Origin of the sequence: Paenibacillus sp. OK076, from assembly GCF_900110055.1 — a bacterium.
Taxonomy (GTDB): Bacteria; Bacillota; Bacilli; order Paenibacillales; family Paenibacillaceae; genus Paenibacillus.
In genome coordinates this window covers 417397-433038 of the sequence record NZ_FOCH01000001.1, presented here as the reverse complement: position 1 = coordinate 433038, position 15642 = coordinate 417397, and the positions used below count along the sequence as shown (strand labels likewise).

16 protein-coding genes are annotated in these 15642 nt (G+C 47.6%); 8 read left to right on the top strand and 8 right to left on the bottom strand.

Annotated features, from left to right (window positions below; translation table 11 throughout):
• Positions 1 to 153: 153 nt before the first annotated feature.
• Entirely contained in the window at positions 154 to 825 is a 672-nt protein-coding gene (locus BMY78_RS01835) for a 3'-5' exonuclease (RefSeq protein WP_090894131.1), read from the top strand.
• A gap of 55 nt (positions 826 to 880) precedes the next feature.
• Here the strand turns inward: BMY78_RS01835 and BMY78_RS01830 are convergent, their stop codons facing one another.
• The 3 genes from BMY78_RS01830 to BMY78_RS32705 all read right to left on the bottom strand — a co-directional run bounded on the left by BMY78_RS01830 (position 881) and on the right by BMY78_RS32705 (position 3088).
• Positions 881 to 1846, bottom strand: coding sequence for a helix-turn-helix transcriptional regulator (locus tag BMY78_RS01830; protein WP_090894129.1), 966 nt, complete (start codon positions 1844 to 1846; stop codon positions 881 to 883).
• A gap of 162 nt (positions 1847 to 2008) precedes the next feature.
• Positions 2009 to 2713 (bottom strand): hypothetical protein, encoded by a 705-nt coding sequence (locus tag BMY78_RS01825; protein WP_143066996.1) that lies wholly within the window; start codon positions 2711 to 2713, stop codon positions 2009 to 2011.
• Between the two features lie 207 nt (positions 2714 to 2920).
• Entirely contained in the window at positions 2921 to 3088 is a 168-nt protein-coding gene (locus tag BMY78_RS32705; protein WP_167434599.1) for a hypothetical protein, read from the bottom strand.
• A gap of 340 nt (positions 3089 to 3428) precedes the next feature.
• On the opposite strand from BMY78_RS32705, the gene BMY78_RS01820 reads away from it, so the two are divergent.
• The 7 genes from BMY78_RS01820 to BMY78_RS01790 all read left to right on the top strand — a co-directional run bounded on the left by BMY78_RS01820 (position 3429) and on the right by BMY78_RS01790 (position 9217).
• Positions 3429 to 3884 carry a hypothetical protein gene (locus BMY78_RS01820; RefSeq protein ID WP_090894123.1) on the top strand — a complete coding sequence of 152 codons (456 nt, stop codon included), beginning with the start codon at positions 3429 to 3431 and terminating at the stop codon, positions 3882 to 3884.
• Between the two features lie 18 nt (positions 3885 to 3902).
• Positions 3903 to 4607, top strand: a complete 705-nt coding sequence (locus tag BMY78_RS01815) for an AIM24 family protein (RefSeq protein WP_090894121.1) — start codon at positions 3903 to 3905, stop codon at positions 4605 to 4607.
• A gap of 362 nt (positions 4608 to 4969) precedes the next feature.
• Positions 4970 to 5659 (top strand): 7-cyano-7-deazaguanine synthase QueC, encoded by a 690-nt coding sequence (gene queC / locus BMY78_RS01810; RefSeq protein ID WP_090901892.1) that lies wholly within the window; start codon positions 4970 to 4972, stop codon positions 5657 to 5659.
• Positions 5656 to 6147, top strand: a complete 492-nt coding sequence (gene queD / locus BMY78_RS01805; protein WP_090894119.1) for a 6-carboxytetrahydropterin synthase QueD — start codon at positions 5656 to 5658, stop codon at positions 6145 to 6147. The genes queC and queD overlap by 4 nt, the downstream gene beginning before the upstream one ends.
• Positions 6140 to 6892, top strand: a complete 753-nt coding sequence (queE, locus tag BMY78_RS01800) for a 7-carboxy-7-deazaguanine synthase QueE (RefSeq protein WP_090894115.1) — start codon at positions 6140 to 6142, stop codon at positions 6890 to 6892. The genes queD and queE overlap by 8 nt, the downstream gene beginning before the upstream one ends.
• Positions 6893 to 7015: 123 nt before the next feature.
• A complete protein-coding gene (gene queF, locus BMY78_RS01795; protein ID WP_063564570.1) occupies positions 7016 to 7507 on the top strand; it encodes a preQ(1) synthase in 492 nt (163 codons plus the stop codon).
• Positions 7508 to 7948: 441 nt separating this feature from the next.
• Positions 7949 to 9217 carry an MFS transporter gene (locus BMY78_RS01790; RefSeq protein ID WP_090901889.1) on the top strand — a complete coding sequence of 423 codons (1269 nt, stop codon included), beginning with the start codon at positions 7949 to 7951 and terminating at the stop codon, positions 9215 to 9217.
• A gap of 546 nt (positions 9218 to 9763) precedes the next feature.
• Here BMY78_RS01790 and BMY78_RS01785 read toward each other — a convergent pair.
• The 5 genes from BMY78_RS01785 to BMY78_RS01765 form a co-directional block, all read right to left on the bottom strand.
• Positions 9764 to 10612: an EcsC family protein gene (locus tag BMY78_RS01785; RefSeq protein ID WP_090894113.1), complete on the bottom strand. Its 849-nt coding sequence runs from the start codon at positions 10610 to 10612 to the stop codon at positions 9764 to 9766.
• A gap of 191 nt (positions 10613 to 10803) precedes the next feature.
• Positions 10804 to 11784, bottom strand: a complete 981-nt coding sequence (locus BMY78_RS01780; protein ID WP_090894111.1) for a glycoside hydrolase family 43 protein — start codon at positions 11782 to 11784, stop codon at positions 10804 to 10806.
• Between the two features lie 595 nt (positions 11785 to 12379).
• The gene (locus BMY78_RS01775) at positions 12380 to 13801 is read right to left on the bottom strand and encodes an arabinan endo-1,5-alpha-L-arabinosidase (protein ID WP_090901886.1); all 1422 of its coding nucleotides are present in this window, start codon (positions 13799 to 13801) and stop codon (positions 12380 to 12382) included.
• A 56-nt stretch (positions 13802 to 13857) separates the two neighbouring features.
• Entirely contained in the window at positions 13858 to 14700 is an 843-nt protein-coding gene (locus BMY78_RS01770) for a carbohydrate ABC transporter permease (RefSeq protein WP_090894108.1), read from the bottom strand.
• A gap of 26 nt (positions 14701 to 14726) precedes the next feature.
• Positions 14727 to 15617 (bottom strand): carbohydrate ABC transporter permease, encoded by an 891-nt coding sequence (locus BMY78_RS01765; protein ID WP_062324023.1) that lies wholly within the window; start codon positions 15615 to 15617, stop codon positions 14727 to 14729.
• Between the last annotated feature and the right edge of the window lie 25 nt (positions 15618 to 15642).

Here is a 15642-nt window from a genome sequence, read left to right as displayed (position 1 = left end):
ATCTATACACTTCATATAAAAAGGAACTTCAACACTCCCCAACTGTTATTACTCACTCTCCATGAATTGATGGGCGATGGCTGACATGGCCGTGCGTTCCCTGTAATATAGAGAAATAGAAACCATGTATTAATTGATAAAGGAGCTTGTCCTATGCCATATATTATTTACGATCTTGAATTCACAGTAAGTCGCAATACACGTTACTCTTCTGAAATTATAGATATCGGTGCCGTCAAAGTAACGGAAGGTGAGCACGGCCTGTTCGTATCGGACTCTTTCCACACTTATGTTCGTCCATCCAATAAATCGGTGCTGTCTGCCGATACGATTCAGTTTACGGGTATTACGCAGAAAGACATCGACGCAGCCCCTCTTTTTCCGGAAGCGCTGAATCAATTTATCGCCTGGATGGGAAGTGAATCCTATTATATGTGCTCCTGGGGACCGGATGACCGCACCAAACTGATCTCTCATTGTCGTACTCATCAACTTGATGTAGCCTGGATCACCAACCACAATGATCTTCAGCAGCAATGGTCGCGCACCGTGCGCAAAGAAGGAAAATTCCGTCAGTTTGGACTCGCTCAGGCTCTTGAACTGTGCGGTATTGAATTCGATGGCACCCAGCACCGCGCTTTGGATGATGCGATTAATACAGCCAAAGTATTCATGCATCAATTTGATCAATTCAAACTGGAAACCAATTGCGCCGCAGATGATGAGGGTATCACATCCAAAGTGGTCTATTCCAGCAATACAGAAGATGACGACAAAGATTCCCCTTTCGGAAACCTTGCACACCTGTTTAAGACCAAAGAGTAATTGCGTACAACACATGTTTGAACTAAGGTACAGCAGCCATGATCTATACTAAAGTTCAGTTGTAGATCTCCCGCCAACGTTCCAGACGTTCTTTCATCATGAGGCGATATTTCTCAGGCTCCAGAATTTCGGCATCGGGTCCATATTGAGACAACCAGGTTAGAAACCCTTCTTCATCACTCAATATGGCTTCAAACAACAACGTGCCTTCCGGTTCAATCGTCAAGATGGGGCGTGCAAAAAACTGCTCCTGCATGACACGCTCCACAGCGTGCAGTGAGAATCTGATTTTGAATGCAGTCCACTCCGTACTGCCGCTAAGTTCCTGTGGCGTACGGAAGTGAGATTGTAAAAGGTAATCATCTTTGCGGAACGTGCGTGGCAAAATCCGAACCCTGTACAAACGGTTCACTTGAAATATTCTCAGTTTCTCTGACAGGTGACAATACGCCAACAGATCAAATCGGTATTCACGAGGAATAAGACAGTAGGGGTCCATTCGTGCAATCCCCTTTTTACCTTGAAACAGATATTCTCCTTCAATAGTGTTCTGGGAAATTCCGGCCTGAAGCAAGGTCACCAGTGAATGATTCAGAAGTTCGGTACTTTCATTTTGCCAAGCAGAAGTACCCACCTTGAACAACCCGCCAATTTGCTCAGACCATTCCACTCGCTCTGTTTTGTTTTTCTGACTCGAAGCAACCACTTTCTCATACGCGCTCTCAAAAGCAGGCTTCAGCAACGGACGAATATTCTCCATGACTTCTGCCAGGTGCATAAAGGCTTGAGCTTCTTCATCAGACCAATTCAGCGGATACATGGCAAAATGGCTGATAAACATGTATCCTCTCCCGTGTCCCATATTGGCGATGGGGATATGCATTGCACTGAGGGCCTCCATGTCGCGGTATATCGTCCTTTCCGTTGTCTCGCACCGCTCGGCAAGCTCACGGGCCAGAATACCCGGCTTGGCCTGCACAAGAGTTATAATGCGCATTAATCGGATCAGTCGGTCTGTCATTTTGCCGGACCCTCCACGATGTTGTTTCAATAAATTCGATACAACTCCATCCATTTTTTTATTAGTATGTTGTTTAGTACATTCGACTTATTCCTTGACTTCACCTTCAAAAAATTATGTAGAAACATTCCTTTCCGCCTCAACATCCCTAGTTCTTTATCCCTATTCACCTAACATCGTTTTTCCGCGATTATGAACCATAGAATTAAAAGTAATCCCGTAATGGTACCGAAGTTTCTCCACAATTTCGGCTTCCGCATAATAATCCAGATCCTGTTTGCGAGCCGCTTCAATTAACAAAGCATCTGCGTGACGACGCAGCATATCACTGCCCTCTTGTGTACGACCTCTTTCATAAGCGCGCAAAGCTTGTTTAATCAGAGGAACGGTTTCGTTTAATTTAATCGTCTTCTCTACCTTAGGATCTTCCGGCTGGCGCAGCATGCCCAGATGACTGGTGTACTGAATATACAACTGTTCTCTGCGCAGCAGCACTCTCTGGCTTTGTTTCAACTTTCGCGTACTCCAATAAGCTGAACATACGGCACTTTTCCCCGATACACGAGGTCCCATGGCGAATTCGAGTAAAATTTGTTTACTCTCTCCCTTGTATACATCACCAAGTCTTAGAACCCAACCGATATCCGTTTCTTTGGAACGACAGCCATAGATACCCTTGAGCTGAATTCCAAATTCCGGTTTGAGCAAAAGTTCCAAGTCTCGGGACACAATTTTGGGTGCTATTTTCCTGAGTCTTTTGGCAGGGGCACCGTTACGCCACTCTACCATCATATATACGGGGTCGGCTCCCCCTGTCGGTATGGCCTCTCTATTCCACGAATAAGATACTTCAAAGACTGAGTTCACTGGTAGTCTCTCCCCCGATTTATATGTATTATCTTCTAAGTTATCAGGGTAAATGGACACTATATTGTCACGGAACATATGTTCGCAGGAAATTTTTCCATAATATTAGTTTCTCGTCCCTAAATCCGTGTAATTACGACAATAAACGACGAAAAAGCTTGGCAGTATGCCAAGCTTTTAGACCACTTTTATATGACAAGTCCTAACTTAAATCGTAGAAGTATTCATTCCCATTTTGTGTGAATTTTGTATAGAATCAGGTTCTGTGATTGGCGCATAAGTAATGCTGTCGATAATCAATTCACGCCCGATCGGCTCCCCATTTACAGTAATCATAATGGTTTTGGTTGTTGCAGCTTGTTTAGTTGTGTACATACGTCTCTACCCCTTCGTATTCACGATCTTCATAAAAATCGGATATATTGTTTTCTCTCATTAAATTACAAATTTCGTTAATATGAATAGCAGGCACCCGGAGCTGAAGTAAAAGAATGAGGTCAAAACCGTCCAGAGTGCTGCCCTGTCCTTCTATTACCCCGACACCCTTAAAATTAAACAGCTGTCCACATGTATTGATTTATTCTCAAATAGGGTAATTAAAACTACATCATCTTGAACCCATTGTCCCGGTTTTGACGTATAATGTAAGAGCCGTATTTCAACAAATGACGACGGAATCGGCAAACGATTATGTAACCGAAAGAAGGTGCCATTTATGCCAAAACCCATTCAGGGTTATTTCATTCGGGTGTTATTCACCACATGTGTATTGTTTACTGTTTCTTTGACTTCTACAGTCAGTGCAGCAAATGCCAATATATTCTCCGATATCTATAGTGGATGGGAACGAGTCTCCGAGCTTCCTGGAGAAGTAAACGCCTTGCAGGAAAGCTATAAACAGACGCTGGAGCAATTGAATCAGACCTCTGCCCAATTGGGACAAGCCCAGGCAAATGTCGAAGCATTCAAGGCCCAGAACGAGCTGCTGCTGGCGCAAAACGAAAAACTGACCGACATGGTGAGCAAGCTGCAAAATGATCAGGATGCCAAAACGGCAACTGCCAAACGCATTCAAACGATGATTATTACTGCCGTTTCACTCATATTGGGTTACTTTGTTCTGATTCGTGTGATGCGCTGGGGAATGCGTCGCCGTTCAGGCCGAGTATAAAAGAACAGGAGCAACCGCATGCACATACACCTGAATAATGCCGAAGCTGGTGGAGCCGGACAAGTGGTCACGTTCTCGTTGATCCAGGACGACCGCCTGCACATTCTCCACCCCCAGCAAATTGTCGCTTTTCGCGGCCCAAGCAGCAGTCGCAATGATAAATTTATGAATATTTCAGGTATCTATCGCAAAAAAAAGCTGATCAAATCTGAAATTACCGGTCCTTGTCAATTTGTGGCCGCCCTGCCTCCCGGATTCACCATGAAGGAAGTTGAACTGAGCGAGAACAGTGATCTGCTGTACGACTTCCGCCACCTTTTCTTCTACTCTGACGGCGTCACGATGCACACCAAAATTCAGAAAATCAAAAACATGCTGATCACTCGCGATGCCGTGAAAATGAAGTTTTCGGGCAAAGGCAAAATTGGATTGCTGACACAAGGTCAGGTCTGCCAGCAGGAACTGCACCCTACCGCACCACTGTATGTGGATGCAGGCAGTATTATCGCCTATCCTGAGAATGCGCAGCTTGAACTTACAGTTTATGGAAACAACCTTGCCAGCCAACATATGAACTATCATTGGAAGATGACAGGACATGGCTCTGTACTCTTTCAGGCTGGCCGTGAAAATCATAGACTGGAACAGGATATGAATGATGAAGGCATATTTAAGCGCATTCTGAAGGAAGTCATTCCTTTTGGAAATGTATTAATCAAATGAGCCCAGATGACGTTAGGCTCGGTTGTATATGGGGTCTCATGAAAAGCATGCTCACCGTATTGGAAATGTGTTATACTGTACCGGACAATTGAAGAAGAAAATCCATGCCAATGGCATGGGAGAGGTTCGCGAACTCCCTCTATAAGACTCGACCTTAACTAAGGTCAATGTAGTCTTGCGTACATTTTAGGTAACAACGTACGTAAAAAACTAAGGACACTAGATCGTGCCTGCATTTTTGAAGCAGCTTACGAGAAGGTGTGTTTTTTGATGGATGCCAGTTCATGAACTTCTCTGTTCTTCCGACACTCTGTGCCTATGTGCATGGATTGATCTTAAGAAGATGGAGAGGTTTTTTTATGTTGAACGAAGAAAAAGCAGTCGTTGTATTCAGCGGCGGTCAGGACAGTACAACTTGTTTGTTCTGGGCCAAACAGCAATTTGCTGAAGTTGAGGTAGTTACCTTCGATTACGGCCAGCGCCACAAGCTGGAGATTGAATGCGCCGCAGAGATCGCTCGCGATCTGGCTGTACAGCAAACGGTACTGGACATGAGTTTGTTAAACCAACTCGCGCCCAATGCACTCACCCGTACGGATGTGGAGATTACGCATGAAGAAGGCGAACTGCCGAGTACGTTCGTAGATGGACGGAATTTGCTGTTCCTCAGTTTTGCAGCTATTATGGCGAAGCAAAAAGGGGCTCGTCACCTTGTCACAGGTGTATGCGAAACGGATTTCAGCGGTTACCCGGATTGTCGGGATTCGTTTGTGAAATCGATGAATGTAACGCTGAATCTGTCCATGGACTACCCGTTTGTTATTCACACCCCACTGATGTGGCTGGACAAAGCCCAGACATGGAAAATGGCGGATGATCTTGGTGCCTTTGATTATGTACGTGAGCGTACACTAACCTGTTATAACGGGATCATCGGCGATGGCTGCGGAGAATGTCCTGCCTGCAAACTGCGCAAAGCCGGACTGGATCGCTATCTGGAGCAGCGCACTGATTCTGCTACTGTTGGAACTGCGGGAGCGGACGTGCGATGAGAGAACCGGGAACATTTCGCATTGTGGAGCGGTTGCAGCGGATTGGAGAAGATATCCTGCCTGCACAGCTTCGCTATCATCGCAAACGTGTGCTTGTCAGCAAGGAGTTTACGTTTGACGCTGCGCATCATCTGCATTGTTATGAAGGCAAGTGCAAGAACTTGCACGGGCATACGTATAAAGTCGTTTTTGGCATTAGCGGTTACCCGGGTGAGACCGGACTGACGGTTGATTTTGGACATATCAAGGAGATATGGAAAACACAAATTGAAGGGTATCTGGATCATCAGTATTTGAACGAAACCCTTCCCCTCATGAACACGACAGCTGAAAATATGGTCGTCTGGTTGTTCGAGCAGATGGAGCATGCCTTGCAGACCGAACCGTATGCTGCAATGACCGAAGGTGGTCGAACAGAGTTTGTCCGCTTATACGAGACGCCAACCAGTTATGCCGAGGCCAGACGGGAGTGGATGATCGATGAGTAGTGTGGAACAGAGCAAAGAGGCTCGTATTCCTGTGATGGAGATCTTTGGCCCGACGGTTCAAGGTGAAGGCATGGTCATTGGGCAGAAAACGATGTTCGTTCGCACCGCAGGCTGCGATTATCGCTGCTCCTGGTGCGACTCGGCCTTTACCTGGGACGGCAGCGGCAAGGATCTGATTCGGATGATTACGCCGGAGGACGTGTGGAACGAGCTGCGACGCGTTGGCGGCTCACGCTTCTCCCATGTGACCATCTCAGGCGGGAACCCTGCCCTGCTCGCTTCGCTGGGCGGATTGGTTAAACTGCTTCGGGAGAACGGCATCCGCACCGCGGTAGAAACGCAGGGCTCCCGTTGGCAGTCTTGGCTGGCGGACATTGACGAAGTCACCGTCTCGCCCAAGCCTCCCAGCTCAGGCATGAACACCGACTGGGCTGTGCTGGATGATCTGATCCACCGACTGGTTGCTCGTCCGGTGGAACGAAGCCACAGTCTGAAAATCGTGATATTCGATGAAACAGACTTGGACTATGCCCGCCGTGTGCATACACGGTATCCGGGCACGGATTTATTTTTGCAGACCGGGAACCCGGATGTCACTTCTGCCGATACGCCAGATCTGGCGTCTTCGCTGCTTGCCCGTTATGAGTGGCTGATTGATCAAGTCAGTGCATCCGATGATCTGAACGACGTTCGTGTGCTTCCACAGCTTCATACGTTGGTATGGGGCAACAAACGCGGCGTCTAATGGGCAGTATGGGTGGAATGGGCGGCATGATGTAATTTTGGAAACAACCAGAGGCTAAGATAGCCTATCATATATACCGGTAAGCTTCGTGCGTTGCCGGAAATAAGGAGCGTTTACGAATCCATGAGACAACCTGATGAAATGCAAGATTTAACGTTGCTGGGTAACCAGGGCGTAAAATATACGTTTGAATATGATCCGGGAATTCTGGAGAATTTCGATAACAAACACCCCTACCGGGATTATTTTGTCAAATTCAACTGCCCGGAGTTCACCAGCCTGTGCCCGATCACGGGTCAGCCGGACTTTGCAACGATCTATATCAGCTACATCCCTGATGTAAAAATGGTAGAGAGCAAGTCACTTAAGCTGTACCTGTTCAGCTTCCGCAACCATGGCGATTTCCACGAGGATTGCGTAAACATCATCATGAACGACCTGATCAAACTGATGGACCCACGCTTCATTGAAGTGTGGGGTAAATTCACGCCGCGCGGCGGCATTTCCATCGATCCGTACACCAACTACGGCAAACCGGGTACGAAGTATGAGCAAATGGCTGAGCACCGCATGATGAATCATGATATGTATCCAGAGACGATTGATAATCGTTAATTGGGTAGATACATCAATTATGTTTTGTACACAATAAATTCATAGAACACACAAAAGCCGAACTCTTCTATCTGAAGAAATTCGGCTTTTTTTTACAAAAAATCCGATAGCAAAGTACAGAGACGTCGATGCAACATAGATAGTCAGAAAAGTCATGACTGCCATCAATAGAATGGTCATCGCCAAATTACGTTTGGCAAGAACATATGGTGATAGCGATTTCATATTGATCAGTCCTTTATCATTTCTGATTTAGCAGACCTTAATAGTAGATTTTTTAAAGTATATCAATAGTTTACATTATAAAGAGAACGTTAATTTCACCTGTTCCCCTTGTCGACCTATCAAATCTGTCCTATTATGTAACAATATGCTTAGGCACATCACATCATCAGGCGCTGATCCCTCGTGACCGCGACCAAAGGAGAACTGTTCATGTCCATGCAAAATTCATTATCCAAAGACGCCGCTGCGCGTTCGAAAGCTCCACCCGGATTGGATGCTCAAGGTACCGTTTATCGGATCTTAATTGCCATCAGTCTGGTTCATTTGTTCAACGATTCCATCCAATCTGTCATTCCAGCTATTTTTCCAATTCTGAAAGACTCCATGCATCTCACGTATACGCAGATCGGATGGATTTCGTTTGCTATTAACTTTACTGCTTCCATCATGCAGCCTGTTGTAGGCTGGTTTGCTGATAGAAAACCGACACCATCCATTCTACCCATCGGTATGGGCTTTACGTTTACCGGTATGCTATTGCTAGCCTTCGCCGACAGTTATATGGCTGTCCTGATCTCTGTCATCTTTGTTGGGCTCGGTTCGGCGGCTTTCCATCCAGAGGGTTCACGGGTATCCCATATGGCCGCAGGGCCTCGTCGGGGTCTCGCTCAGTCAATCTTCCAGGTGGGAGGTAACGCCGGTCAATCTCTGGCTCCATTGCTCACCAGATGGATTTTCATTCCGTTTGGATTGTTCGGCGCCATCGGATTCACGGGCATAGCTGCTGCGGGGATCGCGGTGCAAATCTATATCGCTCGCTGGTATGGACGCATGCTGCAATCGGGAGGGTATTTGCGTAGACAGGCGGCAGCCCGTCGTGCTCCCAATCCGGCATTACGTAAAAAGATTGCTGCTGCCATAACCATTTTGATTCTGCTCGTCTTTGTCCGTTCGTGGTATGTCGCTTCGATCGGGAGCTTCTATGCGTTTAACCTGAAGGATACATTCAACTTGTCCACAGAGGACGCACAGATCTATATCTTCTTGTTCCTGGCGGCTGGGGCTCTTGGTACGTTCTTCGGTGGTCCACTGGCGGATCGCTTCGGTAAACGCAACATGATCTTTCTGTCAATGGCTGGAGCCGCTCCACTGGCGCTGCTGCTGCCTTACGCGAATCTGTTCTGGACAGCCGTGCTGCTGACCATTATTGGTTTCATCATGTTATCCAGCTTCTCGGTGACCGTTGTGTATGCACAGATGCTGATTCCGGGCAAAATCGGAACCGTCTCCGGCCTGATTACTGGCCTGGCATTTGGTATGGGCGGTCTGGGCGCTCTCGTGCTGGGGAACTGGATCGACGTGTTCGGCGTATCTCCAGTCATGCAAATGTGCAGCTTCCTGCCACTGATCGGAATCTTCACCTTCCTGCTTCCATCGGATAAGTTGCTGAACCGTTGGGCGGAAGAGAATGGTAGTGAAGAATAACAAATCCTATACAACATAAACTTCAATGCACAATGAAACCAAAGAACACTGTTACGAATGTTTAGCGAAAAGTAACGTCAGATGGTTAACTAACCTTGAATTTACGCTTGCATGTGCAAACGGGATGAAGCCTTTACCTTTAGGCTTCATCCCGTTTTTGTTTTGTCAGCGTTAGCGTCAACCGTGTGCAGCTTCCACCACGCGGTGCCCTACTTCATGACAAGGGTGGTCAGCCAACAAGAGCGGCAGCAACTGAGCCTGCGAGAAATTTTGGAAAACAGTAGGATCACATGTGTATAACGAATCCAGCGCACATTATTAGCATCATTTCTGACAATCCGCCAATGTAACGAATCGTAGACGCCTTATTCCTCATGTTTTGTGTGTTTTCGCATCATTTAGTATGATTATCATGCAAATAGCGATGGTGATATTCCTTAGAATCAGCGCATCCTTCTATAGACCATAATAGGGTGCCCTCGATTCGTTAGCCTCAGAATCAGAACCGAGAGGCTGTGGTCACATAGCCATTTTTGTGAAAAGACATCATTGCGAAAGGCGCTGAAGAATCAGGCGCTTTTTATATAACATTTTTCCGGCTTCGGCAACATCACGAATCGTATTTTTGTTACTCACCGAACCGAATACCATACCCGCAATCGGAATGAGCTGGAACAGCTTTTTCCATCCAAACGATTCACTGTAGGAATTAAAAACCTCCCGCCAGCCCTGCATTTGAGAGATAACCTCAACCTGCTTATCCGGATTATCGTAATCGGCGAGTTCATCAATAATCGCTTTCTTGCCCACAATATCTGCCGAAGAGAATTGCAGACATTTGACGATAAATATGCGCTCTTGAGGTTCGTCGGGATCATATCCATAGCATAACGCCATCTCCTGCAGCACCTTCAGGGAAAGCCCCATCACCATCGGAATATCCGCTGCAATCGTTACAATGCCCCCGATACCTGTTGCAGCCCCTTGTGCAGCAGCAAACCTCGTCCGACTATCCGTAATACTATCGGCAGTGCGATCCAGCACTTCAAGCGGTAAGCCTTCCACGCTGTGAATTTTCGTCGTATCCTTTGACTCTCCATCCTGTTCATCGTAAGAGGTATCGGCCTTCATGGAATAACCGGATTGGATCGCTTCCTCTCGGAGCAGCTCAGCCACCTTCTTTTTCTGAACGAGAAATTTCCCGCCATTCTGCACATACTGGCCGACTTCGTTCAGCGAGTCGCCAATCTTCTGTTTCAGCGCTTTGGGCATCACTTTATCCAGCATGGCAAATGGCAAACGTCCAATTTTGTCCCAAATAAACAAGTCCTTCTGCCCTTTTTCCCATTTTAAAATCTGTTCCAGCTCCCGGTCCAATGTCTCACGCGAATCCATATATGGCCTCCTAATGTTATGTGTATAGTAAATTGTATACTCCTCATACGCTTTGGTCAGAGGGATGGTTGCTTCTATGTAAGTTTATGGTATTCATCCTCATGCCTTCATACACAATGTTTGCATAAATAAGAGCCCTTAATCAGCGTCATTCGCTAACTAAGGGCTCTTTTGATCCAAAACTTCAATTCTTATTTTGCTTTAGCTGCAGCCTTCCCATCCGGAACAGGGACTCCAAAGTGAGGCGTGCCATCTTCGTTCCAGTGAATGACCTGCGCGCGGGCGTGACGATTCGGATCGTAGAGAGGGTCTCCCTCGATGTCCTTGTAATTTCGTGCGTGATAGATGAGAATATCCGTCTTGCCGTCCGGTGATACCGTAAAGCTGTTGTGACCCGGACCATATTGACCATTCTCTTCACACGTTTGGAATACCGGCTTAGGCGATTTCACCCAGCTCGCTGGATCAAGCAAATCGGCGTCTTCATCCGCAGTGAGCAACCCCATACAATAATTATAGTCGGTCGCACTCGCCGAGTAACCAATGAAGATCCGCCCATTGCGATGCAGCACTGCTGCCCCTTCATTTACCTTGAAGCCGATGATCTCCCAATCATATTCCGGCGTAGAAATCATGACCTGCTCCCCACGCAGCGTCCATGGATTTTCCATTTCGGAAATGTACAGGTTGGAGTTGCCCGGAATGTCCGGGTCCTTTTGCGCCCAGACCAAATAACGGATCCCTTTGTGTTCAAACGTTGTTGCATCCAAGGCAAATGTCTCCCAACGCGTCCGAATCTGTCCCTTCTCTACCCACGCGCCTTCGAGCGGGTTGGGCGAGTCGTTCTCCAGCACATACATGCGGTGGTCGAAAAGGCCCTCATTGGTTTCGCTGGTATGGGCTGCAGCGTAATGTATATACCATTTTCCATCGATAAAATGAATCTCAGGTGCCCAAATGTTGGCACTCATCGGTCCTGTCTCATGTTTGTGCCAAGCCGTTACCGGCTCAGCATCTCGCAACTCTTCCAAGGTTTGTGCACGCCGAATCTCAATCCGGTCAAAGGCTGGCACGGAAGCAGAGAAATAATAGTAGCCATCTGTGTGACGGTACACCCACGGATCAGCACGCTGCTCCAGAATGGGATTGGTAAATGTAATGGAATCAGTCATGGGAATGCTCCCCTTTCAAATGTGTGTGTATGGCTCGGAGTTAAGATTTGTAACCTTGTGCGGTAAACATAAAACCTATTGCTGGTGCACCGCGGGCGCTTCGGGGGTGGCAGGGCCTTGTCGCTCTCTTGTCCTCCGATTTCTTTTTCCCACCGCTCTTGGCGGTTGAAATCGGATGCCAAAGTCGCTCCTTCGGCTCCTTCCTCCCCCTTCACTACTGGTGCACCTCAAAAGCAACAGCCTCGCTCTAACCGCGCTCGCTGAACCAAATCCAAACTCCGAGCCGTCGGTGTGGCTCTGTCTCTATGGGGTCGACTGCTTCGCTTGGTCGACTCTCCCCACTAAGTGCATCGCTGGCCATATTTTTTCGGCCAGCCCTTGGTACACCGCGGACGCTCCGGAGGTGGCAGGGCCTTGTCGCTCTCTTGTCCTCCGATTTCTTTTTCCCACCGCTCTTGGCGGTTGAAATCGGATGCCAAAGTCGCTCCTTCGGCTCCTTCCTCCCCCTTCACTGCTGGTGCACCTCAAAAGCAACAGCCTCGCTCTAACCGCGCTCGGTCGACTCCGCCCTAGTTCGAGCCATATCTAAGGCTCTTTACTTCTCCGCTGCGCTGATCTGCTTGCCCCAGACGGCAATGCCGCGGTCGTTCAGACCAGTGACCACGAGCGCAGGCTGGCTTCGCTCCCAGTCCCAGGACGGGAGCAGCTTGAGCTCTTCTGTGGAAGCTCCGCCCCACGGGCTTTCTTTCCACTCCAGTGTCAGTGTTTGTTTGCCGTCAAACGTCCATTTGCCTGAACCGTTTTCGCTTTTCAATTGGCCATTGGCTTGCAAGGTGTAAGGCACCGCCTGCACCTGTCCGTCCACCGACGGGTCAACAGCCAGTCCTTCCCACTCCCCGGCGATCATCGACTTCGGTATGTCCTGTGCGTATTCACCTGCATAACGTTCTGGTGACACCACAGGCCAGCCGTCCTTGGTCCACAGCATTTTACGTACATGCAGATACGGCCAGTTTTTATCCGTCTCACCTCTCGCATGATGCACGATATAATAATCGTCGCCATCCTTAAGGACCGAGTTATGTCCTGGTGCAACCCAGCCTTCACCTTCGGTGAAGCGATAGCCACCCAGAATTTTGGTTCCGACTTCATATTGAGGCAGATGCTCCGTATCCAGCATGTTCATGCCATTTACGTCCGTGTAGGGGCCAGTAATCGAATCAGCGCGGGCTACACGCACGTTATAATCTTCGAATAAGGAATCATACGAGACGAATAGATAATACTTTTTGAACTCCGGGTTATACACTATATATGGACCCTCCACCGCACCTTCTTCTGTAGCACGATCACGGGCGGCAATGCGAATACCATACCCCTCTTCCTTGAACTTTCCGGTTGCCGGATCGAGAGGTGCAATGTATATCCCATCGAAAAAGGAACCGTAGACCATCCATGAATTGCCTTCGGCATCCAATACCGGATTGGCATCAATGGCATTTAACTTATCCTTTTCATTCTCGGATGTCTTAACAACCAACCCTTCATCTGTCCAAGGACCCTCCGGGGACGAGGATGTTTGCAAACCAATAGCCGAACGCGTACTGCCAAAGGTCGAAGCCGAATAGTACATCCGGTAAGTGTCACCAACCTGAATCACATCCGGTGCCCATAGATTTACCGCCCCTGTCCAATCAAGCGCTTCCTTCGGAATGCCCGGCAAAGCCTGACCTACCCATGACCAGTTGATCAGATCATCCGATTTGCGTACCATGACTCCGGGTTTCGCTTCCCCTGCGACACGGACGTCTGTGGAATAGACGTAGTATCCCTGATCTGTTTTGATAATAGCTGGATCATGCGCATTGTTCACCGTCCAACGGGATTCGTCATCCAGAATGGAGGTGTCATACAATTGAGTATCTTGGGGAGCCTTAGGAAAGACCGGCGTGGACACCGATTCCCCTGCGCCATCTCCAGAACAGCCTGTAGCTCCGACCAACAGCAGCAGCAACATAGAAGCAACAACTCCTTTTCCTGAATTCGTCCACCCGCGGAATGTTCTCCGCTGATTCATCCTTTCACTCCAGAGATCGCTACCGATTCAATAATCTGTTTCTGGAAGATCAGGAAGATGATCAATACCGGCAGCAGCGCAACAATGGATGCTGCCATAATGAGCGGATAATCCGTCTGGATCGCATACGTGGCATTAAAGTTCGCAATAACGAGCTGCAAGGTCTGTTTTTCAGGTGAATTCAGATAAATAATCGGTGCCAGATAATCGTTCCAGATGCCCATGAACCAGAGAATCAGCTGAGCGGCAATCGCCGGTTTAATGAGCGGGAACGTAATGCTGGAGTACAGTCGGAAATAAGAGCTGCCATCAATTTTCGCTGCTTCAATAATGGCATCAGGCACACTAAGCAGATATTGACGCAGGAAGAAGATCATGACGACGTTACCAAATAATCCTGGAACGATAAGCGGCAGCAGTGTGTCCACCCAGCCCAGCTTCGAGAACATGATGAACTGCGGAATCATGACTGTCGGATACGGAATCATCATCGATGCGAGCAATGCTAGAAACAATTTATTTTTATGCGGAAATCTTAATTTGGCAAAAGCAAAGGCAGCGATACTCGACGTAAACGTCCCGACAACGGTAACACTGATCGCCACGATCAAGCTGTTTTTGATCCCGCTGAGTAGCGGACCTGCTTCCCAGATTTCCTTATACTTTCCGAATTGGAACACTTCAGGTATCCACACAGGCGGAAGTGCGAACACATCTTGCTTCTCCTTCACGGAAGTGGACAACATCCAGATCAGTGGTGCAATCATCGCAATAGCACCAAGTGCCAACACGATAAAAATGATAGAGTTCGTTAGTTTCCTCTTTTGACTGTAAGACATCTCCGGTTCACTCCTTTCCTAGACCATTAATCCCCATCATAGGCTGATTTTTCGTTCATTTTGAATTGCACCAAGGTAATGACAAAAATGAAAATACCAAGAATCATGGCCATCGCAGAGGCATAACCCATTTGCAGGTTGCTAAATGCTTTCTGCCAGATGTAGAAGACGATGGATGCAGATGAATATTCAGGACCGCCGGTAGGCGTCATAATGTTCATTTCGGTGAAGATTTGGGAACCACCAATGATATTCGTAACAACGAGGAAAAAGGTAACTGGCTTCACCATCGGCCAGGTGATGTTGCGGAAAATCTGGAACCCGTTTGCTCCATCGAGCTCAGCTGCTTCGTAATATGTACGTGACACACTTTGCAGTGCAGCCAGATACAATAACATCGTATAACCTAGACCTTTCCATACCGTCATAATAATCAGGGCCGGTTTAACTGTATCTTTGTTTGCGAGCCAGTTAGGGCCTTCAATACCGAACAGATCCAGGAATTGGTTCACTAATCCGTAATCCCCGTTGTACGCCCAGTTCCACATGATGGACACCGCTGCGAGGGAAGAAATAACCGGAATATAATAGATTACACGGAACGTCGTTGTGCCGGGAATTTTACGATTCAGACCCATCGCCAGCAGCAATGCAAGCAACAAACCAATCGGGATACCCAGCATCAGATAAAAGGTGTTGAACATCGCTTTGTAAAACAGATCATCCGTGAGCAAATCCTTAAAATTGGCTAAACCAATAAAGTTCATCTGTCCCAAGCCATCCCAATCCGTAAACGAACCGTACAAGGAATATAGGAAAGGGAACAGGACAAAGATCAGCAAACCAAGAACCGGAGGCAAAATAAATAAATATCCGTACAGCCTCTCTTTGCGATACAAACTAGATTTTGTAATCACTGCGCTCACCCCTGTTTCTAATATC

Coding starts and splice junctions, on each gene's coding strand:
- BMY78_RS01830 (WP_090894129.1), bottom strand. CDS start 1,846: ATGACAGACCGACTGATCCGATTAATGCGCATTATAACTCTTGTGCAG.
- BMY78_RS01785 (WP_090894113.1), bottom strand. CDS start 10,612: ATGGATTCGCGTGAGACATTGGACCGGGAGCTGGAACAGATTTTAAAA.
- BMY78_RS01780 (WP_090894111.1), bottom strand. CDS start 11,784: ATGACTGATTCCATTACATTTACCAATCCCATTCTGGAGCAGCGTGCT.
- BMY78_RS01835 (WP_090894131.1), top strand. CDS start 154: ATGCCATATATTATTTACGATCTTGAATTCACAGTAAGTCGCAATACA.
- BMY78_RS01790 (WP_090901889.1), top strand. CDS start 7,949: ATGCAAAATTCATTATCCAAAGACGCCGCTGCGCGTTCGAAAGCTCCA.
- BMY78_RS01775 (WP_090901886.1), bottom strand. CDS start 13,801: ATGTTGCTGCTGCTGTTGGTCGGAGCTACAGGCTGTTCTGGAGATGGC.
- queE (WP_090894115.1), top strand. CDS start 6,140: ATGAGTAGTGTGGAACAGAGCAAAGAGGCTCGTATTCCTGTGATGGAG.
- BMY78_RS01815 (WP_090894121.1), top strand. CDS start 3,903: ATGCACATACACCTGAATAATGCCGAAGCTGGTGGAGCCGGACAAGTG.
- BMY78_RS32705 (WP_167434599.1), bottom strand. CDS start 3,088: ATGTACACAACTAAACAAGCTGCAACAACCAAAACCATTATGATTACT.
- queF (WP_063564570.1), top strand. CDS start 7,016: ATGAGACAACCTGATGAAATGCAAGATTTAACGTTGCTGGGTAACCAG.
- queD (WP_090894119.1), top strand. CDS start 5,656: ATGAGAGAACCGGGAACATTTCGCATTGTGGAGCGGTTGCAGCGGATT.
- BMY78_RS01820 (WP_090894123.1), top strand. CDS start 3,429: ATGCCAAAACCCATTCAGGGTTATTTCATTCGGGTGTTATTCACCACA.
- BMY78_RS01770 (WP_090894108.1), bottom strand. CDS start 14,700: ATGTCTTACAGTCAAAAGAGGAAACTAACGAACTCTATCATTTTTATC.